The sequence below is a fragment of the Phenylobacterium glaciei genome (assembly GCF_016772415.1).
In the GTDB taxonomy this organism is placed as follows: Bacteria; Pseudomonadota; Alphaproteobacteria; order Caulobacterales; family Caulobacteraceae; genus Phenylobacterium; species Phenylobacterium glaciei.
This window is the reverse complement of the sequence record NZ_JAGSGD010000001.1, coordinates 2550404-2570616: the sequence shown is the minus strand read 5'-3', so window position 1 is coordinate 2570616 and position 20213 is coordinate 2550404. Positions and strand designations below refer to the sequence as shown.

General features: G+C 68.0%; 21 protein-coding genes. 20 read left to right on the top strand and 1 reads right to left on the bottom strand.

Translation table 11 applies throughout. The features are described 5' to 3' along the window. The first annotated feature begins 41 nt into the window (after window positions 1-41). The 20 genes from rplO to JKL49_RS12510 all read left to right on the top strand — a co-directional run bounded on the left by rplO (window position 42) and on the right by JKL49_RS12510 (window position 18922). A complete protein-coding gene (gene rplO, locus JKL49_RS12605) occupies window positions 42-530 on the top strand; it encodes a 50S ribosomal protein L15 (RefSeq protein ID WP_215340951.1) in 489 nt (162 codons plus the stop codon). 212 nt (window positions 531-742) lie between these two features. Continuing rightward, a complete protein-coding gene (gene secY, locus JKL49_RS12600) occupies window positions 743-2092 on the top strand; it encodes a preprotein translocase subunit SecY (protein ID WP_215340950.1) in 1350 nt (449 codons plus the stop codon). A gap of 64 nt (window positions 2093-2156) precedes the next feature. Further along, complete coding sequence (locus tag JKL49_RS12595) at window positions 2157-2726, top strand: adenylate kinase (RefSeq protein WP_215340949.1); 570 nt, start codon at window positions 2157-2159, stop codon at window positions 2724-2726. A 579-nt stretch (window positions 2727-3305) separates the two neighbouring features. After that, window positions 3306-3674 (top strand): 30S ribosomal protein S13, encoded by a 369-nt coding sequence (gene rpsM, locus JKL49_RS12590; RefSeq protein ID WP_215340948.1) that lies wholly within the window; start codon window positions 3306-3308, stop codon window positions 3672-3674. Between the two features lie 12 nt (window positions 3675-3686). Further along, on the top strand, window positions 3687-4076 hold the full coding sequence (gene rpsK, locus JKL49_RS12585) for a 30S ribosomal protein S11 (RefSeq protein WP_215340947.1): 390 nt from the start codon (window positions 3687-3689) through the stop codon (window positions 4074-4076). Between the two features lie 79 nt (window positions 4077-4155). Beyond that, window positions 4156-5172, top strand: coding sequence for a DNA-directed RNA polymerase subunit alpha (locus JKL49_RS12580; RefSeq protein WP_215340946.1), 1017 nt, complete (start codon window positions 4156-4158; stop codon window positions 5170-5172). A 209-nt stretch (window positions 5173-5381) separates the two neighbouring features. Then, window positions 5382-5798, top strand: coding sequence for a 50S ribosomal protein L17 (gene rplQ, locus JKL49_RS12575; protein ID WP_215340945.1), 417 nt, complete (start codon window positions 5382-5384; stop codon window positions 5796-5798). 107 nt (window positions 5799-5905) lie between these two features. Next, a complete protein-coding gene (locus JKL49_RS12570; RefSeq protein WP_215340944.1) occupies window positions 5906-7609 on the top strand; it encodes a M61 family metallopeptidase in 1704 nt (567 codons plus the stop codon). Between the two features lie 46 nt (window positions 7610-7655). After that, on the top strand, window positions 7656-8864 hold the full coding sequence (locus tag JKL49_RS12565) for an alkaline phosphatase family protein (protein ID WP_215340943.1): 1209 nt from the start codon (window positions 7656-7658) through the stop codon (window positions 8862-8864). A 53-nt stretch (window positions 8865-8917) separates the two neighbouring features. Further along, window positions 8918-9367, top strand: a complete 450-nt coding sequence (locus tag JKL49_RS12560) for a VOC family protein (protein ID WP_215340942.1) — start codon at window positions 8918-8920, stop codon at window positions 9365-9367. Window positions 9368-9378: 11 nt separating this feature from the next. Next, window positions 9379-9822 carry a VOC family protein gene (locus JKL49_RS12555; protein WP_215340941.1) on the top strand — a complete coding sequence of 148 codons (444 nt, stop codon included), beginning with the start codon at window positions 9379-9381 and terminating at the stop codon, window positions 9820-9822. A 1-nt stretch (window position 9823) separates the two neighbouring features. Further along, window positions 9824-10156 carry an ArsR/SmtB family transcription factor gene (locus JKL49_RS12550; RefSeq protein ID WP_215340940.1) on the top strand — a complete coding sequence of 111 codons (333 nt, stop codon included), beginning with the start codon at window positions 9824-9826 and terminating at the stop codon, window positions 10154-10156. Beyond that, window positions 10153-10620, top strand: coding sequence for an SRPBCC domain-containing protein (locus JKL49_RS12545; protein ID WP_215340939.1), 468 nt, complete (start codon window positions 10153-10155; stop codon window positions 10618-10620). The genes JKL49_RS12550 and JKL49_RS12545 overlap by 4 nt, the downstream gene beginning before the upstream one ends. Before the next feature lie 57 nt (window positions 10621-10677). After that, window positions 10678-11934, top strand: a complete 1257-nt coding sequence (locus JKL49_RS12540) for a TCR/Tet family MFS transporter (RefSeq protein WP_215340938.1) — start codon at window positions 10678-10680, stop codon at window positions 11932-11934. A 155-nt stretch (window positions 11935-12089) separates the two neighbouring features. Continuing rightward, window positions 12090-13385: an MFS transporter gene (locus JKL49_RS12535; protein WP_215340937.1), complete on the top strand. Its 1296-nt coding sequence runs from the start codon at window positions 12090-12092 to the stop codon at window positions 13383-13385. A 147-nt stretch (window positions 13386-13532) separates the two neighbouring features. Beyond that, the gene (locus JKL49_RS12530) at window positions 13533-14762 is read left to right on the top strand and encodes an MFS transporter (protein ID WP_215340936.1); all 1230 of its coding nucleotides are present in this window, start codon (window positions 13533-13535) and stop codon (window positions 14760-14762) included. A 66-nt stretch (window positions 14763-14828) separates the two neighbouring features. After that, window positions 14829-16244, top strand: a complete 1416-nt coding sequence (locus tag JKL49_RS12525) for a Do family serine endopeptidase (protein ID WP_215340935.1) — start codon at window positions 14829-14831, stop codon at window positions 16242-16244. 45 nt (window positions 16245-16289) lie between these two features. Continuing rightward, the gene (locus JKL49_RS12520; protein ID WP_215340934.1) at window positions 16290-17597 is read left to right on the top strand and encodes a replication-associated recombination protein A; all 1308 of its coding nucleotides are present in this window, start codon (window positions 16290-16292) and stop codon (window positions 17595-17597) included. Next, on the top strand, window positions 17594-18352 hold the full coding sequence (locus JKL49_RS12515; RefSeq protein WP_215340933.1) for an RluA family pseudouridine synthase: 759 nt from the start codon (window positions 17594-17596) through the stop codon (window positions 18350-18352). Before JKL49_RS12520 ends, JKL49_RS12515 begins: the two co-directional genes overlap by 4 nt. An 81-nt stretch (window positions 18353-18433) precedes the next feature. Next, on the top strand, window positions 18434-18922 hold the full coding sequence (locus JKL49_RS12510) for a CC0125/CC1285 family lipoprotein (protein WP_215340932.1): 489 nt from the start codon (window positions 18434-18436) through the stop codon (window positions 18920-18922). Here JKL49_RS12510 and JKL49_RS12505 read toward each other — a convergent pair. Beyond that, window positions 18919-20157, bottom strand: coding sequence for a hypothetical protein (locus JKL49_RS12505; protein WP_215340931.1), 1239 nt, complete (start codon window positions 20155-20157; stop codon window positions 18919-18921). The genes JKL49_RS12510 and JKL49_RS12505 overlap by 4 nt on opposite strands. Window positions 20158-20213 lie beyond the last annotated feature (56 nt).

Genomic DNA, 20213 nt, shown 5'->3' with positions numbered 1-20213 from the left:
AGGCGTGAGCCTGGCGATTGATCTCCAAGGAGAGGCGTCAAATGACTAAGCTCAATGAACTGAAGCCGCGCGAAGGCTCCACCAAGAACCGCATGCGCGTTGGCCGCGGTGAAGGTTCCGGCAAGGGCAAGACCGGCGGCCGCGGCGTGAAGGGTCAAAAGGCCCGTTCCGGTGTCGCCATCGCCGGCTTCGAAGGCGGCCAGATGCCGCTGCACATGCGCATGCCCAAGCGCGGGTTCAACAATCCCAACGCGCTCAAGTTCGCCGAAGTGAACTTCTGGCGTCTCGAGCAGGCGATCGCCGCCGGCAAGCTCGACGCCGGCAAGCCCATCGACGCGGCCGTGCTGATCGCCTCGGGCATCGTGCGCCGTGAACTCGACGGCGTCCGCCTGCTGGGCAAGGGCGCCCTGACCTCCAAGCTCGACATCACCGTCCATTCGGCGTCCGCCGCGGCCAAGGCCGCGGTCGAAAAGGCCGGCGGCAAGATCACGACGACGGCCCCGGCCGCCGCCGAATCGGCCGAAGCCTAAAGCTCGCGAGCCCTTTCCCCTCAGCTTGCCTGAGGGGATACAAAGGGCTCGATTTGGTGTGAGAGCGTGACGGGCGCCTGAACCGGCATCCACTTCAGGCTGTCACGCTCTGGGTCCGTCCCTCCCCAAGCAGGGGAGGGGTCGGCCACGCCAGATGACACCGCCGGTCGGACGCCCTATGTACGACCGGTCTTAAAGCTTCGGGGTACCCTATGGCTTCGGCCGCCGAACAGCTCGCCGCCAATATGAACTTCGGCGCCTTCGCGAAGGCGACCGAGCTTCACAAGCGTATCACCTTCACCATCATGGCGATGGTGGTCTACCGGCTCGGGACCTACATCCCGATCCCCGGCATCGACATCGCCGCCTTCGCCAACGCCTTCGAGGGGCAGTCGCAGGGCATCCTGGGCATGTTCAACATGTTCTCGGGCGGCGCCGTGCAGCGGATGGCGATCTTCGCCCTGAACGTCGGCCCCTACATCTCGGCCTCGATCATCGTGCAGCTGCTGGGGACGGTCTATCCGCCTTGGGAAAAGCTGCGCAAGGAAGGCGGGGAGGCGGGCCGCAAGACCCTCAACCAGTACACCCGCTACCTGACGGTCGTTCTCGCCCTTCTCCAGTCCTTCGGGATCGCGATCGGGCTGCAGAACAGCCAGGGCCTGGTGAACAATCCGGGCGTCTTCTTCCTGCTCTCGACGGTCGTGACGCTCACCGGCGGCACGCTGTTCCTGATGTGGCTGGGTGAGCAGATCACCAGCCGCGGGGTGGGCAACGGCGTCTCGCTGATCATCTTCGCCGGTATCGTCGCGGTGCTGCCGCGCGGCATCTTCCAGATGTTCTCCATGACCCGCACCGGCGCCTTGCCCGCCGCGGCCCTGTTCCTGATCACCGCGCTCGCCATCGCCGTGGTGCTGGTCATCGTCTTCATGGAGCGGTCCCAGCGCCGGCTCCTGGTGCAGTATCCCAAGCGTCAGCAGGGCAACCGCATGTTTGGCGGCGACACCTCGTTCCTGCCGCTGAAGATCAACACCGCCGGCGTGATCCCGCCGATCTTCGCCTCGTCCCTGCTGCTGCTGCCGGCCACGGCCATGAGCTTCCTGGCCAATGCCGACCTGCCCAGCTACCTGCAATGGATGCCCACCGTCGTGGGCCAGCTCCAGCACGGCCGTCCGGCCTTCATGGTGCTGTACGGCGTCCTGATCGTCTTCTTCTGCTTCTTCTACACCTCGGTCGTCTTCAATCCGGAGGACACCGCCGAGAACCTGCGCAAGTACGGCGGCTTCCTGCCCGGCATCCGGCCCGGCAAGCGCACGGCGGAGTATCTGGACTTTGTCCTGACCCGCCTGACCGTCGTCGGCGCGGCCTATATCACCCTCGTCTGCCTGCTGCCGGAGGCGCTGATCGCCTTCTACAACGCGCCCTTCTATCTGGGCGGCACCTCGATCCTCATCGTGGTGAGCGTGACGATGGACACTGTGACCCAGATCCAGTCGCATCTTCTGGCCCACCAATATGAGGGCCTCATCAAGAAGTCGAAGCTGCGAGGCGGACGCGGACGCTAAAGTCTGCGCCACCGAATTTGACGCAGGTCATGGGGATGGCCTGCGGGGAGGGGACATTTAAGTCATGAATTTGATTCTGTTCGGACCGCCGGCCGCCGGCAAGGGCACCCAGGCCAAACGCCTGGTGGACGGCCGCAACATGGTCCAGCTTTCCACCGGCGACATGCTGCGCGCCGCCATCGCCTCAGGTTCCGAGCTCGGCAAGACGGTGGCGGGCGTCATGGAGCGCGGTGAACTCGTCACCGACGAGATCGTCATCGCCCTGATCGAGGAACGGCTGCCCGAGACCGAGGCCGCTGGCGGCGCGATCTTCGACGGCTTCCCGCGGACGCTGGCCCAGGCCAAGGCGCTGGACGAGATGCTGGCCAAGCGCGGCAAGCAGATCGACCTGGTGATTCGCCTGAAGGTGGACGACGCGGCGCTTACGCAGCGCATCGCGGGCCGGTTCGCCGAGTCCGGCCGACCGGACGACAACCCGGAAAGCTTCAAGGTCCGACTGGCCGCCTATAACGACAACACCGCGCCGCTGCTGCCCTATTACGAGGGCCAGAAGAAGCTGGTGCAGGTGGACGGCATGGGGGCCATCGACGCGGTCGCCGGGGCCATCGACAAGGCCTTCGACGCGCCTCGGTAGGGGTGAGCGTCTCCTTCTCCCGCTGCGGGAGAAGGTGGCCCTGCGGAGCAGGGTCGGTCGTCCATCCATACAATCATCGTCATCCCCGGGCTTGTCCCGGGGGCCCATGATCACCGCCTGGCCATAGGTCGCTCGGCGGCGCCCAGGGTGCTTGCTGCGCCTCGGTGATCATGGGTGGCCGGGACCAGCCCGGCCATAACGATCACGGATGTGGGTTCGCTCGCTCATCTGACAGGCTACCTTCTCCGCAAAGGGGACGGTTGCTGCGTGAATCTCCCCGAATCTCCGGCAGAATCGATTCGAAACGCGCCCCTGGCCATCTGATCGCCGCCGGGCGACTTGTTTTCGACCCGAAAATCGCGTGATGATCGCGCCATTCCCCCATATGGGCCTTGGGGGAGGGCTTGGCTGGCGAACAAGACCCGAAAGAAGGCCATTTTCCCGCGCTTCCGGCATTGACGGAAACGCAACGATCCCTATAACGGGCCGCTTCCGCGAAACGCGCGAGGGACGTGCCGTATCCCATATTGGGTCGGGGCGTTGTTCGCGCTGCTCTGCGTGACCAGGAGAATACCCCAAGTGGCCCGCATCGCCGGCGTAAACATCCCGACTAACAAGCGCGTCGTTATCGCGCTTCAGTACATCCACGGCATCGGCCAGGCGAAAGCCGCCGAGATCGTCCAGAAGGTTGGCATCGAAGACGCTCGTCGCGTCAACCAGCTGACGGACGCCGAGGTGCTGCAGATCCGTGAAGCCATCGACCGTGATTACACGGTGGAAGGCGACCTGCGTCGCGAGACGGCGGTCAACATCAAGCGTCTGATGGACCTGGCCTGCTATCGCGGCCTGCGTCACCGTAAGGGCCTGCCGGTCCGCGGCCAGCGCACCCACACGAACGCTCGGACCCGCAAGGGCCCGGCCAAGCCGATCGCCGGCAAGAAGAAGTAAGAAAGCTAGTCGATGGCCAAGGAACCGGCGCGCGTCAAACGTCGCGAACGTAAGAACATCACCTCGGGCGTGGCGCACGTGAACGCCTCGTTCAACAACACCATGATCACCATCACCGACGCCCAGGGGAACACCATCTCCTGGTCCTCCGCCGGCACGATGGGGTTCAAGGGGTCCCGGAAGTCCACTCCCTATGCGGCCCAGATGGCCGCCGAGGACGCGGGCAAGAAGGCCGCCGAACACGGTGTGAAGACCCTTGAAGTGAACGTTTCCGGTCCGGGCTCCGGCCGGGAATCGGCGCTTCGCGCTTTGCAGTCGGTGGGTATGACCATCACGACCATCCGCGACGTGACCCCGATTCCGCATAACGGTTGCCGGCCGCCCAAGCGTCGGCGCGTCTGAGTACCGAAGTACTGCTATCCCCCTTCGCCGGACCGCGTAAGCCGCGTCCGGCGATCCTGCGTTCGAGGGACACCTATCCGTGATCGAAAGAAACTGGAACGAGCTCATCCGTCCCGAGAAGCCGCTGATCGAGACCGGCGCCGACGCGAACCGCAAGGCGCGTCTGGTGGCCGAACCTCTCGAACGCGGCTTTGGCGTGACCCTGGGCAACAGCCTGCGCCGCGTTCTTCTATCCTCGCTACAAGGCGCCGCTGTGACGGCCGTGCAGATCGACGGCGTCGTGCATGAATTCTCCTCGCTGGAAGGCGTGCGGGAAGACGTGGTCGACATCGTGCTGAACATCAAGCAACTGGCCCTGCGCATGCACGCCGAGGGCCCCAAGCGCATGACCCTGCGCGCCACCGGCCCCGGCACGGTGACCGCCGGCCAGATCGACGCCGGCTCGGACATCGAGATCCTGAACCCCGACCACATCCTGTGCACCCTGGACGACGGCGCCCAGGTGCGGATGGAGTTCACCGTTCAGAACGGCAAGGGTTACGTCCCGGCCGAACATAACCGTCCGGAAGACGCCCCCATCGGTCTGATCGCCGTGGACAGCCTCTACTCCCCGGTCAAGCGCGTCGCCTATCGCGTCGAGCCGACCCGTCAGGGTCAGAGCCTCGACTACGACAAGCTGATCATGGAAGTCGAAACCAACGGCGCCATCTCGCCCGTGGATGCGGTGGCCTATGCCGCCCGCATCCTGCAAGACCAGCTGCAGATCTTCATCACCTTCGAAGAGCCGAAGAAGAAGGTCGAAGGCGAGGCCAAGCCGGAACTGCCGTTCAACCCGGCGCTGCTGAAGAAGGTCGACGAGCTCGAGCTCTCGGTCCGTTCGGCCAACTGCCTGAAGAACGACAACATCGTCTACATCGGCGACCTGATCCAGAAGACGGAAGCGGAAATGCTCCGCACCCCGAACTTCGGGCGCAAGTCGCTGAACGAGATCAAGGAAGTGCTCGCGGGCATGAACCTGCATCTCGGCATGGACGTGCCCAACTGGCCGCCGGAAAACATCGAAGAGCTGGCCAAGAAGTTCGAAGACCAGATGTAGGAAGATTTGAGCGGCTGGCTTTCGCCCGCCGCTCATCGCGCTGACTTCGGGCCGCTGCAAGCGGCCGGGCCTGGTGAAGCCGCAACAGCGGTGGAGGGCTCCAGCGCTTCGTGTTGACCCAGGCGGGAGCAGGCTGGGACTTGATCAGGTAGGGCGGCCTTCCGGACACCGGGAGCGCCCAGCGGACCAGACGGTCCAGGAGATATGAGATGCGCCACGGTAACGCCCACCGCAAACTGGGTCGGACTTCCGCCCACCGTACCGCCATGTTCGCCAATATGGCGGCGAGCCTGATCAAGCACGAGCAGATCGTGACCACCCTGCCCAAGGCTAAGGAACTCCGTCCCGTGGTCGAGAAGTTGGTGACGCTCGCCAAACGCGGCGACCTGCACGCCCGTCGTCAGGCCATCAGCAAGGTCCGCGACGTCGAACAGGTCGGCAAGCTCTTCGCCGTCATCGGTCCGCGCTACAAGGCCCGTAATGGTGGCTATATCCGCGTCCTGAAGGCCGGCTTCCGCTACGGCGACAACGCGGCCCTGGCCGTGATCGAGTTCGTCGACCGCGATCCGTCCGAAAAGGGCAAGGACTCCGGCCCGGTGCAGGAAGCTTCCTTCACCGAGGATTGAGCCTAGCTCGATACCAAGTTCAGAAACCCCGGACAGCGATGTTCGGGGTTTTTGCGTTTTTCCCCTCCAGCTCTCGCGGCTAAGCTTGCTGGATCACAGGAGGATGCATGCGGATTTGGGGTTTGGTCGCCGCGATGGTGTTCGTGGCCAGCGGGGCGTTCGCCGGGCAGGCGCCTGTGGCCTATCGGCTGACGCCGGTCGTGGAGCGCGGGGCGCTTAGCGCCCTGGCCGTCGAGATGCGGTTCGTCGGCGACGCCGATGGCGTCACCGACCTGGAGCTGCCCAGTTCGTGGGCCGAGGGTGAGAAGCTCTGGCGCCTGGTGGACCATCTGACGGTGGACGGGGCGCGACTCGATCCGGGCGGCGAGGCGGTTCGCCTCCTGCGGCACGGGTCGCGGGCGGCGATCACCGTGCGCTACCGGCTCGCGATCACCGGCGAGACCGATCCCGGCCGCGACCACGCCAAGGGCGAGCCCGTCGTTCGCCCGGCCTGGTTCATGGCCCATGGCGAAGGCCTGTTCGCCGCGCCGGCGGGCCGTCAGGGCGACCCGGCCACCTTCGCCTGGGGCGCAAGGCCCAAGGGCTGGACCCTGGTCTCCGACCTCGACCACCTGGCCGGCCGAACAGGAAAGGTGTCCGAGATCATCGACAGCGTGGTGGTGGGCGGGACGCAGGTGACCCGGGTCAACGCCAAGGTCGCCGGCGCGCCGCTTCGGGTGGCGGTGATCGGCCAATGGCCAGCCAGCGCCCAGGCGGTGACCGACATGGCCGCCAGGATCATGACCGCCGAGAACGCCCTTTGGCGCGATCGCGGCCAGCCCTTCCTGATCACCGTGACGCCGCTGGGCGAGGCGAAAGGCGGCGGGTCATCGTCCACCGGCACGGGAAAGAGCGACGCCTTCGCCATCGAGTCCACCACCAATGTGGACCTGACCAGGGACCCCCACTTCCTGGCCCACGAGTACATGCACACCTGGCTCCCCAACCAGACGGGCGGCCTGCCGCTGGAGGACGAGGCGCGGGATTACTGGTTCAGCGAGGGGTTCACCGACTTCTACGCCACGCGTGTGCTGCTGGCCTCCGGGATCTGGTCCCTGGAAGACTATGCCGCCCGCTACAATGAGGTCCTGACCCGCTACGACGGCTCGGCGGCGCGCAACTTCACCGCCGACCAAGTGATGGCGGTGTTCTGGACCAATCAGGACGCCCAGCAGTCCCCCTATGACCGGGGCCGGCTGCTGGCCCTGACCTGGGACCGGGCCGTGCGCACCGCCAGCGGCGGACGGCTGTCGCTGGACGACGTGATGCGGCGGCAGCGGGACGCGGTACGGGCGGGCGCCAAGGGGTATGGCGCGGCCTTGTTTCCCGGCACGCTGCGCGCCCTGGCGCCCGGCATCGACGTCGAGGCCGACCTGGCGCGCCATGTGACGGGCGGGGAGACTGTGTGGCTTGAATCTGGGGTTTTCGGGCCCTGTCTGGCCCTGGCGCGCAAGAGCGTGCCGGTCTTCGACCGCGGTTTCGACGGCGCCAAGAGCGGCCAGACTGGCATCATCAGCGGCGTCGATCCGGCGGGCCCGGCCTATGCCGCCGGCCTCCGGGACGGGATGAAGCGGCTCAGCAGGGAAGGGGGCAAGGAGGGCGACAGTCGGGTGGAGATCGGCTACCGCGTCGCCGGACCCGACGGCGTCCCGAGCCTGATCAAGTACCTTCCGGCCGGCAAGACCACCTTCGACCTGCAGGCGGTTTCGGTCGTCCCCGGCCTCAGCGGCGAGCAGCGGGCGGCCTGTGTGGCTGATCTGGCGGGCCGCTGACGGTTTGCGTTTCGGAGCTGTCATCGACCTCAGCTAGAGAGGCGGGATGCGCCATCTAATCGCCTGCCTCGCCGCTGCCCTATGGCTGATCGCCGGTCCCGCCGCCGCGGCCGACAAGCCTCTGGTTATCCTGATCTCCATGGATGGCTTCCGGGCAGACTATCTGGACCGCGGGATCACACCCAACCTGTCGCGGCTGGCCGCGGAGGGGGCGCGGGGCGCCGTGCGGCCGTCCTTCCCGTCCAAGACCTTCCCCAACCACTACACCCTGGTGACCGGCCTGCGGCCCGACCATCACGGGATCGTCGACAACAACATGCGCGACCCGGCCATTCCCGGGGTGGTCTTCAAGATGTCCGACAAGGCCGCGGTGACCGATGCTCGCTGGTGGAACGACGGCACACCGATCTGGGTCAGCGCCGAGCGGGCCGGGCTGAAAGCCGCGACCATGTTCTGGCCGGGCTCGGAGGCCGATATCCAGGGGGTGCGGCCCAGCTACTGGCGGCCCTTCGACCAGACGCTCGCCCCCGAGGCGCGGGTCGACCAGGTCCTGGCCTGGCTGGACCTGCCGGCGGCTGAGCGCCCGGCCCTGGTGACGCTCTATTTCGACGAGACCGACACAGCCGGCCATGGCGGCGGTCCAGACTCCGCGGCCCTGAACGCCGCCGTCACCCACACTGACGCCATGATCGGGCGGCTGACGGCTGGTCTGCAGGCCCGGGGCCTGGCCGCCGACCTGGTGATCACCGCCGACCACGGCATGGCGGCCACCTCGCCTGAGCGCGCGGTCTATCTGGAGGACATCTTGCCGCCGAACGCCGGCGAGCGTCTGGGGATGGGCGCCTTCATGACCATGACCCCAGCGCCCGGCCGCGAGGCCGAAGTCGAGAAGGCGCTGCTGAAGCCGCACCCGCACATGACCTGCTGGGCCAAGGGGCATTTCCCCGCGCGCTTCCACTACGGCCACCACAGCCGGGTCCCGCCGATCTTCTGCCTGGCCCAGACCGGCTGGGAGATCACCACGCGAGACTGGGTGGCTAAGCGGCCGATCGGCGGCGGCAATCACGGCTACGATCCCGCCGCACCGGAAATGGCCGCGGTGTTCGTGGCCAACGGCCCCGGCATTCGGCGCGGGGTGAAGCTGCGAACCACCGACAATGTCGACGTCTATCCGCTGGTGGCGCGGCTGCTGGGGATCAAGGGCGAGCCCAGCGACGGGAAGCTGTCGGGTCTCAGGCGGGCGCTTGACAGATAGTTGCAAAAATATAGAAATATTCTGGAATTGAGAAGTTAGTTCCGGAGGCCGTCATGACCCGCCCTGCCATCAGCCCGGTGATCTGGTATCGCGAGCCCCGCGCGGCCCTGGCTTGGCTGGAGAAGGCCTTCGGCTTCGAGACCACCCTCGTGGTGGACGACGGCCACGGCGGGGTCATGCACTCCGAGACCATGATCGAGGGCGGGATCGTGATGATCGTCGGCCCGCCGCGCGACAAGGCCACGACCCCCATCGCCTTTGGCGGCCGCGCCACCCAGTCGATACACGTGCAACTTAGCGGTGGGATCGACGCCCATTGCGAACAGGCGCGGGCGGCGGGCGCCAAGATCGGCCGCGAACCCGAGACCCAGCCCTATGGCGACCGGGTCTATACCTGCCTGGATTTGGAGGACCATCCCTGGTCCTTCGGCCAGACCGTGACCGTGCTCAGCCCCGACGAGCAGGCCCAGGCCACCGGCCACGACATCACCACATCGCTGTAAGGAGCACGACCATGGCGAAGATGAGTTCGGCCCTGTTCTACCAGGACCCCCGGGCGGCGCTGGCCTGGCTGCAGAAGGCCTTCGGCTTCGAGCTGACCATGCTGCTGGAGGACGCCGACGGCAATGTCGCCCACTCCCAGCTCAGCTTCGGCGACAGCATGGTGATGATCGGCTCGGAATGGAGCGAGGATCACAAGAGCCCCAAGTCCCTCGGCGGCAAGAACACCCAGACGGTGAGCCTCCAGATCGATGACGACATCGACGCCCATTGCGCGCGCGCCAAGGCGGCCGGAGCGGAGATCTATGCCGAGCCGGAGACCCAGTTCTACGGCGACCGAACCTATCGCTGCCGCGATCCCGAGGGGCACATCTGGAACGTCGCCCAGACCGTCGCCGTGGTGACTCGCGAGGAGGCCGAGGCCGCCACGGGGCTGAAGATCACGGGCTGGATCTGACTTGGCCGCACTCGCCCACCTCGACCAGACCCTGGCGGCGCTCGCCGACCCGCACCGCCGCCAGGTGGTGGACCTGCTGAGTCAGAGGCCGCGGCAGGCCGGCGAACTGGCGCGCGAGCTCGGCCTGCCGGCGCCCGCCATGAGCCGCCACCTGCGTACCCTGCGCGAGAGCGGCCTGGTGGAGGAATCCCATCCGCCCTTCGATGCGCGGGTGCGCATCTATGCCCTGAGGCCCGAACCCATGGTCCACCTGCTGAAGTGGCTGGAGGAGAGCGAGCGGCTGTGGAGTGAACAGCTGCTGGCCTTCAAGGCCCACGTCGAGAAAGCGCCGTGACCTCAAAGGTTTTCGTCGCCCTGCGGGTCAAGGCGAGCCCCGGGCGCGCCTTCGAGGCCTTCGTGGGCGAGATCGGGATGTGGTGGAAACCGAGCCCGCTGTTCCAGACCACGCCGCGGGCGCCCGGCGTGCTGGCCTTCGAGGCCGGGGAGGGCGGTCGGCTGACCGAAACCCTGGCCAATGGGAAGGTCTTCGAGATCGGCAGGATCACCGCCTGGGAGCCGCCTCATCGACTGGAATTCTCATGGCGACAGGCCAGCTTCCCGCCGGAACTTAGGACCGAAGTGGAGGTGCGGTTCGAGGCCGTGGGGGACGAAACCCGCGTCAGCATCGAGCATCGCGGCTTCGCCCAGGTTCCGGCGAAAAACGTGGCGCGGCACGGTTTCCCGGACTCCTTCCTGCTGATGCGGCTGGCGGAATATTGGCAGACGCAGCTTGTCGGATTGCGGGATGCGGCGACCTAACACGGTTGTGCGAGTTCCGGTTTTGTTTCAAAATGCGTTGCAGGGGGACTTGAGATCATGACCGACGCAACACCGACGCCGACCGCCCCCGGCCGCAAGGCAGCCTTCGGCTTCGTCTTCGCCTGCGCGGTGATGAACGCGATCTCCTTCGGGATCATGATCCCGGTCCTGCCTAACCTGATCAAGAGTTTCACCGGCGGGGACACCGCCGAGGCGGCCCAGTGGAACGTGGTGTTCGGCTGCGTCTGGGGGCTCATGCAGCTGTTCTGCGGGCCGATCCTGGGGATGCTGAGCGATCGGATCGGGCGTCGGCCGGTGCTGCTGATCTCGCTGTTCGGCCTGGCCGTGGACTTCATGTTCATGGCCTTCGCCCCCAACCTGGCCTGGCTGTTCGTGGGCCGGGTGTTGAACGGCCTGACGGCGGCGAGTTTCTCCACCGCCAACGCCTATGTGGCCGATGTCACCGCGCCGCAGGACCGCGCCAAGGCCTTCGGCTGGATGGGCTCGGCCTTCTCCTTCGGCTTCCTGGTGGGGCCGGCGCTCGGCGGGTTCCTGGCCGATTTCGATCTTCGGCTTCCCTTCCTGGTGGCCGGCGGCCTGACCGCGATCAACTGGCTCTACGGCTATTTCGTGCTGCCGGAGTCCCTGCCGCTGGACAAGCGCACCACCCGCTTCGACTGGAAGCGGGCCAATCCGCTGGGGTCGCTGGCCTTCCTGCGGGCGCACGGCGACCTGCTGGGCCTGGCCGGGGTCGGTTTCCTGTTCCAGCTGGCCCATACCGTGCTGCCCTCGATCTTCGTGCTCTATTCCGGCTACCGCTATGGCTGGTCCCCGGGGATCATCGGCCTGACCATGATGGCCACCGGCCTGCTGGGGGTGTTGGTCCAGACCCTCTTGGTGGGGCCTGTGGTGGCCAGGATCGGCGAGCGCGGAGCGCTGCTGCTGGGGGCGGCGGGCGGCTGTATCGGCTTCGCCCTCTACGGCTTTGCGCCAACGGGCTGGTTATACCTCGCCTCGGCGCCTGTTTTTGCGGTGCTGAACTTCCTGCAGCCGGGCCTACAGGGGCTGATGTCGCGCCGGGTGGATCCCATGCACCAGGGTCAACTCCAGGGCGCCAACCAGAGCCTGCAGGGCATCGCCTCTGTGCTGGGCCCCTTGATGTTCGGCACCATCTTCGCCTGGTCGATCCGGCACGACGCCACCCTGCATGCCCCGGGTCTGGCCATCTATCTGGCGTCGTTCCTGCTGCTCATGGCCCTGGCCCTGGGCGTGCGGGTGGCCCATACGCCGGCGGCGGTTCCCGCGGCGGCTTGACGGCGGGCGAGACACCTCTACCTTGAGGCGATCATGACGACGACGCAGACAGAGACGATGAGGGCCTAGGCGGCGACCGGCCGCCGGCCGGATCCTGTTCGCCTTGCGACCGTCTTTCCCCGACCGCCCCGGCGGCCGGCGCTTCGAGATATCCCATGACCCCGCCAATCGACCCCAGCCCCCACACGGGGGCGACCGCGCGCACCGACGTCCGCAAGGCCGGTCTGCCGTTCATCGCCATCACCATCTGCCTGGACGTGGTGAGCCACACCATGGTGTTCCCGGTCCTGCCGCGGCTGGTGGAGGAGCTGGTGGGCGGCCAGGTCTCGTCGGCCGCCCGCTGGGTCGGGGTGCTGGTGGCCGCCTGGTCGGTGGCCCAGTTCTTCGCCGCCCCGGTGATCGGCATGCTGAGCGATCGGTTCGGTCGGCGGCCGGTGATCCTGATCTCGATCTTCGGTCTTTCCATTGATCTCGCGATCATGGCCCTCGCGCCGACCCTGGCCTGGCTGCTGCTGGGGCGGGTGCTGTGCGGCCTGACCGCGGGCGCGCAGGGGGCGGCCATGGCCTATGTGGCCGACATCACGCCGCAGGAGGAGCGGGCCAAGAGCTATGGCTGGCTGAACGCCGCGGCCTGGACCGGGGTGATCCTGGGTCCTGCGGTGGGTGGCCTGATGGGGGCGATGGACCCGCGCGCGCCGTTCTGGGCGGCGGCCGCCGTGGCGCTGGCCAATGGGGTCTACGGCCTGATCGTGCTGCCGGAGTCGCTGGCCAAGGACAAGCGGGCGCCGCTGCGCTGGACCAACGCCAATCCCGTCGGCTCGCTGAGCCTGGTGTTCTCGCGGCCCGGCCTGCCGGTGCTGGCCCTGATCCTGCTGCTGCTCTGGTTCGCCATGCACGCCATGAACAGCGTCTTCGTCCTCTACACCGCCTACCGCTACCAGTGGGACCCGATGGCGCTGGGGATCTTCTGCAGCGCGCTGGGGGCCGTGAACATCGTGGTCACCAGCCAACTCACCGGCCGGTCGGTGAAGTGGCTTGGCGAGCGCAAGGTGCTGATCGCGGGCCTGGGGCTGCAAGTGATCGGCTTCACCGCCGTGGGCCTGTCGCCCACCGGGGTGTGGTTCTGGATCGCCAACCTGCCCATGGCGCTCTCGAACATCGCTGGGCCCGCCCTGCAGGCCATGATGACCGCCAAGGTCGACCCGGACGAGCAGGGGCGCCTGCAAGGCGCGATGATGGGGGTAGGCAGCCTGACCGGCCTGTTCGGCCCCATCGCCTTCACCCAGATCTTCGCCCTGGCCATCGCCGCGGGCAGGGGGCCGGGCTGGTCGGGCCTGACCATCCTGGCCGGCGCGGCCCTGACCCTGGTGGCCTGGGGCGTGTCCCTGGCCTTCGCCCGCGACGTGCCGCCGGAGGCCAAGACCGAAGGCGGCTTGCCAAGCCATGCCTGACGGCTAGGCTCGCACCCATGATCGCGTTCGAGAAGACCAGGGCCTAGGACGCGCGCGGAGGCTGAGCCTCCAGCGCCGCAGTCCTCGCATCCGGCCGACCGCCGGGCCCTTCGTCATGCCGGCAGGCGCCGGAACCTCGAGAGCTTCATGACCCATCCCCATCCTCGCCGCGCGGCCCTGGCCTTCGTCGCGGTGACCATCTTTCTGGACTATTCGGCCCAATCCATCTCCTTCCCCATTCTGCCGCGGCTGGCGCAGGAGCTGCTGGGGGGCGACGCCGCGAGCGCCGCGCGCTGGACGGGCTTCCTGGAGGTGGCCTGGGCCATCCCGCAGTTCCTGGCCGCACCGTTCCTGGGGATGCTGAGCGACCGGTTCGGGCGACGGCCGGTGATCCTGATCTCGGTGTTCGGGGTCGGGGCCGAGCTGGTGATGGGGGCCCTGGCGCCCACGATCGGCTGGCTGATGGCCGCGCGCATCCTCTGCGGCCTGACCTGCGGGGCCCAGGCTGCGGCTATGGCCTATGTGGCCGATGTCACCCCGCCGGAGGACCGTACCCGCGCCTATGGATGGACCACGGCGGCCCTGTGGAGCGGGATCATCCTGGGGCCGGCGCTCGGCGGCCTGCTGGCGGCGCACGATCTACGGACGCCCTTCTGGGTCGCCGCCGCCGTGGCGTTCGTCGGCGGAGTCTACGGCCTGTTCGTCCTGCCGGAATCCCTGCCCAAGGAGAAACGCGCGCCCATCCGTTGGGCCAAGGCCAATCCGTGGGGCGCGGTGGACCTGCTGGTCCAGCGCAAGGGCCTGCTGGTGCTGGGGATCGCCCTGCTGCTGATCTGGCTGGCCTTCCAGGCCAAGGACAACCTGCTGGTCCTCTACACCGCCCACCGCTACGGCTGGAGCCCGCTGGACTTCGGGGTGTTCTGCAGCGCCCTGGCCGTGGCAAGTATCGCGGTGCAGACGGGGTTGACCGGGCGGATCGCCAAGGCGCTGGGGGACCGGCGCACGGTGCTGCTGGGTCTGGCCCTGGAGATTGTCGGTTTCGCCGCCGTGGGGCTGGCGCCCACCGGGGTCTGGTTCTGGATCGCCAATCTGCCCGTGGTGCTGGGCAGCATGGCGACGCCGGCCCTGCAGTCCCTGATGAGCAGCAAGGTGGGGGAGGCCGAACAGGGCCGGCTGCAGGGCGCCATGGGCTCCATCGCCAGCCTGACCAGCATCACCGCTCCGATCGCGGTCACCCAGGTGTTCGCCGCGACCCTGACTTGGGGGCCGGCCTGGTCGGGCCTGACCATCCTGATCGGCGGCGCGCTGAGCCTGGCGGCATGGATACTTGTCCTGGCCTTCGCGGGCCCTGTTTCCCTTGAGAAAAAGAACCCCTAAATGCCCGCCATCATTGCGCCTGAAACCTCGTCATTCTCCGGCGACGTTTCCCCGCTCGGAGAGCCCATGCGAGCCTATCGCGTCCTGATCCCCATCCTGGCCCTGGTGGCCGCCTGTTCTGACCCCGCGTCGAAGTCCCACGCGCAGATCCCGCCGCTGGCCCAGCCCACCCGGGCCGCGCCCGGCGATTCCATGACCATGAAGATGTCCTTCGCCCCGGTCGTGAAGCGAGCGGCGCCGGCGGTGGTGAACATCTCGTCCAAGCGGATGGTCCGCACCCAGGCCGACCCCTTCTGGCAGATGTTCGGCATGGGGGCGCCGCGCGACCGGGTGGAGGGCTCCCTGGGCTCGGGGGTCATCGTCCGCTCCGACGGGGTGATCATCACCAACAACCACGTGGTGGAGGGCGGCCAGGAGATCACCGTGGCCCTGGCCGACCGCCGTGAGTTTCCCGCCAAGGTGTTGCTGGCCGACCCGCGCACGGATCTCGCCGTGCTGAAGATCGACGTGGGCGCCGAGCGCCTGCCGGTCCTGCCCATCGACGACACCGGTGAGGCCCAGGTGGGTGACCTGGTGCTGGCCATCGGCGACCCCTTCGGCGTCGGCCAGACGGTGACCAACGGCATCATCTCGGCCCTGAACCGCACCGCCGACCCCAACGGCGACGCGGCCAACGCCTATATCCAGACCGACGCGGCCATTAATCCGGGCAATTCCGGTGGCGCCCTGGTGGACATGGACGGCGACCTGATCGGGGTGAACAGCTTCATCCTTTCGCGCTCGGGCACCTCATCGGGGGTGGGCTTCGCCATCCCGGGCGCCATGGTGAAGCGCATCGTCGAGACGGCGGCGGGCGGCGGGCATGTGGTGGTGCGGCCCTGGCTGGGCGCGCGGACCCAGCCCGTCACCGGTGAGATCGCCCACAGCCTGGGCATGACCATTCCGGCCGGCGCCCTGGTGGCCGACATCTGGCCCGGCGGCCCTGCCGCCCGCGCCGGCCTGAAGCCCGAGGACGTGATCCTGACGGTGGACGGCAAGCCGGTCGCTGATCCGGCAGGCGTCAGCTACGCCCTCGGCTCCAGCCGTCCGGGCGACACCCTGAAGCTCGGCGTCCTGCGCGACGGCAAGAACGTCACCCTCAGCCTGAAGGCCGAGGCGCCGCCCGCGACGCCGGCCAGGGACGAGAAGGTGATCGCCGGCCGCAATCCCTTTGACGGGGCCACGGTGGTGAACCTCTCGCCGGCGGTGGCCGACGAGCTGGGCCTCGATCCGTTCTCGGGCAAGGGCGTGCTGGTGACCAATCTTGGCCGGGGCTTTGCGATGAACGCCGGGCTGCGTCCCGGCGACATCGTCCGCAAGGTCAACGGTCGCGACATCGAGGCCGTCCGTGACCTGGTGGGCGTGGTGAGCTCAGGCGCCGGCCAGTGGCAGGTGACCATCGTCCGCGGCGGCCAGGAGATCACCGCGAACTTCCGGACCTAGGTCTTCTCCCTCCCCATCGCGGGGAGGGAGGGCTATATCCCTCACATGGCCGACCTCTTCGAAGCTGCGGGTTTGACGCCGCACGCGCCCTCACCGCTGGCGGACCGTCTGCGTCCGCAGAAGCTGGACGAGGTGGTGGGGCAGGATCACCTGCTGGGGCCGGAGGGGCCGATCCGGCGGATGGCGGAGGCCAAGCGGCTGTCGTCGATGATCCTCTGGGGCCCGCCCGGCACCGGCAAGACCACCATCGCCCGGCTGCTGGCCAAGGAGGCGGGCTACGAGTTCCAGCAGCTCTCGGCGGTGTTCTCCGGGGTCGCGGACCTGAAGAAGGCCTTCGAAGCCGCCAAGATGCGGCGCTCAGCCGGGCAGTCGACCCTGCTGTTCGTCGACGAGATCCATCGCTTCAACCGCGCCCAGCAGGACGGCTTCCTGCCCTTCGTGGAGGAGGGGATCGTCACCCTGGTGGGGGCCACCACCGAGAACCCCTCCTTCGAACTGAACGGAGCGCTGCTGTCGCGCTCGCAGGTCTATGTGCTGCGGCGGCTTGACGACGAGGCGCTCTCGACCCTGCTGGCGAAGGCCGAGGCTCACGAGGGCAAGACCCTGCCGCTGGAGCCGGAAGCGCGCGAGGCTCTCACCGCCATGGCCGACGGCGATGGCCGCTACCTGCTGACCCTTGCCGAGACCCTGTTCAACATCGGAACGGCCAAGCCCTTGTCGATCAAGGCGCTCGGGGAAATTCTTCAGAAGCGCAGCCCGGCCTACGACAAGGACCGGGAGGAACATTACAACCTCATCTCGGCCCTGCATAAGTCGATCCGCGGCTCCGATCCGGACGCGGCGCTCTACTGGCTGGCCCGCATGCTGACGGGGGGAGAGGATCCGTTGTTCATCGCGCGGCGGCTGATCCGGGCTGCCATGGAGGACATCGGCGAGGCCGACCCCATGTCACTGGTGCTCGCCAATGCGGCCAAGGACACCTACGATTTCCTGGGCTCGCCGGAGGGGGACCTGGCGCTGGCGCAGCTGGTGGTGCACCTGGCCGCGGCGCCCAAGTCCAACGCGGTCTATGTGGCTTACAAGGCGGCCATCCGCTCGGCCAAGGAGACCGGCTCGCTGATGCCGCCTGCCCATATCCGCAACGCGCCGACCAAGCTGATGAAGGACCTCGGCTACGGCAAGGGCTACGCCTATGACCACGACGCCGAGGGCGGGTTTTCCGGCCAGAACTACTTCCCCGACGGCATGCCGCGCCAGAGCTTCTACCAGCCCAAGGACCAGGGCTCGGAGGCGCGCATCAAGGACCGGCTGGAACGTTGGGCGGCGATCCGGGCCGAGCGCGAGAGCAAGTGAGGCCACCGCCCAAGACCAAGGCCGAGCCCAAGCCGGTCACCCTGAGCCCCGACGAGATCGCCCTGGTGCGTAGCCTGGTGATCTATGAGGACCCGCACATCCTGGCCCTGAACAAGCCGGCGGGGCTGTCGAGCCAGGGCGGACGCGGGCAGGTCCACACGCTTGACGAGCTGCTGTGGGCCTTCGCCAAGCCCGGCAAGGCGAGGCCCCGGCTGATCCACCGGCTGGACCGCGACACCTCCGGCGTGATCCTGACGGCCAAGACCAAGCCGGCCGCAGGATTCCTGGGCAAGGCCATGATGGCCCACAGGTTTTCCAAGACCTACCGGGCGATCGTCACCCCGGGCGCCCCCGATCCGACCGGCGGGACCGTCGAGGTTCCCCTGCGGCGGGACGAGTCCGGGCGCGAGGCCTTCATGCGGGTCTGCCCGCCCGACCACCCGGACGCCGAAACGGCGAAGACCCGCTACAGGACGCTGTCGTCCAACGCCTTCGCCGCCCTGTTGGAGCTGTCACCGGACACCGGGCGAATGCACCAGCTGCGGGTCCACCTGGCCTCCATCATGCGACCAATTTCCGGCGACGCGCGCTATGGCGGAGCGCTGGCGGTGGGCGGCCAGCCCGTGCCTCGCCTGATGCTGCACGCCGGAGCGCTGTCGTTCCCGCACCCGGAGGGCGGGACCAGGCGGATCGAGGCGCCGACGCCGCCGGACATGGCCGCCGTGCTGACCGCCATCGGTCTCGCCGAGCCCTGATCGGAACGCTGGCCCCGCCAGGCCGTTGTCTCGCCAAGCCCCGGAAGTCTTTCGACTTTCACCAGACAACGAGACCGCCCGATGAAACGCCTGCTGCTCACCGCCGCCCTCTGCGCCAGCCTTGGCGCCTGCGCCAGCGCGCCCACCGTCTATTCCGCCGCCAATGGGCCCCAGGCCGTGGGCTTCTCCGACTACCGGATCGAGCCCGGTCGCTATCGCGTGACCTTCCGGGGCGGTCCCGGCGCGCCGCCCGAGCAGGTTGCCGACTACGCCTTGCTGCGGGCCGCCGATATTGCTCTGGCCGACGGCTACGACTGGTTCCGGGTCTCCGACCGGGTGATGCGCCAGGCCGGTGCCACCAACGGGCCGCGCGTGTCGCTGGGCACAGGCGGCGGAAGCTATGGCCGCGGCGGTGGGGTGGGCATCGGCCTGGGCACCAGCTTCGATCTCGGCGGCGGGCCATCCCTGGCCCAGACCCTCGAGGTGGTGATGGGCAAGGGCGAGAAGCCTCCGGGCGCGGATGTCTATGACGCCCGGGGCCTGCGCAGCGCCATCGGTCCGCGCGCCTAAGCCGCGGGCTGTTCCAGCATTTGGTCCGAGCGCGCCGCCTTGAGCGAGGCGTGGGTGAATCCCGCGACCTCGGCGACGTCCAGATAACCTTCCGACGGCAGGCCATGGATCATCAGGGCCGGGGAGCGCCCCCGCGCCTGCGCGGCGATGTTGAGCATGTGGCTGGCGACCTGGCTGTCGGTGCCGCCCAGGTCGACGGCGGCGACGGTCAGCCCCTGCAGCCGCGCGCCCTTGACCGGTCCGGTGACGTCGCGGCCGGGCTGCAGGCGGGCGAGCACGCCCTTGCAGAGTTGGCCCACCAGGCCGGTGACCTCCAGCAGCCGAGCTTCCGGCGTGCCGCGATCGACGTCGATCAGCTCCACCATGACGCTGGCCCTTACGCGATGGGGCGGCAGACCCTCCGTGCCGATCAGGGTCTGGCGGCCCTTGCGCGTGGAAAGTGTGCGGAAGGAGAGCGGCAGGATCAGCGGTGGATGTGGCCCGGCCTCCGCGCCCGCGAACAGGGCGGCATAGTCCAGCGACGCGCGGTCGATGAAGGCGATGTCGTCGTCGGAGAGCTTGGCGAAGGCCCGCGACGGGATCACCCGGCCGCTGGCGATATGGGTGACGGTGGGTTCGATCCGCAGGGCGGCGGTCACCTTGTGGCGCAGGCTGACCGCCGCCTCCAGGCTGAAATCGATGCGCAGGTTCTGGCCCGATGCGGTGACGAAGGAGATCGGATTGCGGCGCCGCTCCTCGGCCGGATCGACGGCGGCGTAGGCCGAGACAACGATTACCTCTTCGGGCGGCGCGGGCTTGTGGGCGGTGACCCGGGCCGGGTCGATCTCCGAACAGGCCAGTTCCTCGCCGTTGATGGCGCTGACGGCGCGGACCTTCATGTCGTGGGGATCGGCGACGCCCAGGAAGAACAGCAGGGCCTCCTCCAGGATCTTCAGGCTGACCGCCTGGGCCGCGACGCCTTCCTCCGAGGTCATGGCCACCAGGAAGTCGGTCTCGCCGATGCGGTGGCGGATGTCCTGATAGGCCAGATGCTCGTCAAACTTCTTGCCGAGATAGGCCCAGACCGCGTCGCGCTTGCGCGGCCAGCGCTCGCCGGAGCGTTTGCGGATAGCCTCGACGCTGATGATGGTGACACAGCCGCGTTCGACCAGATCGGTCCCGGCAAGGCGATCAAGCGCCGCCGCCGCGCCGCCGCCGGTGATGCGTTCGATACTGTTGGTCTTGTCAGACGACACGCAGGCGCAGCCACTGCAACCACTATGGTGCGACACTATGGTCCGCGTGGGCTTAA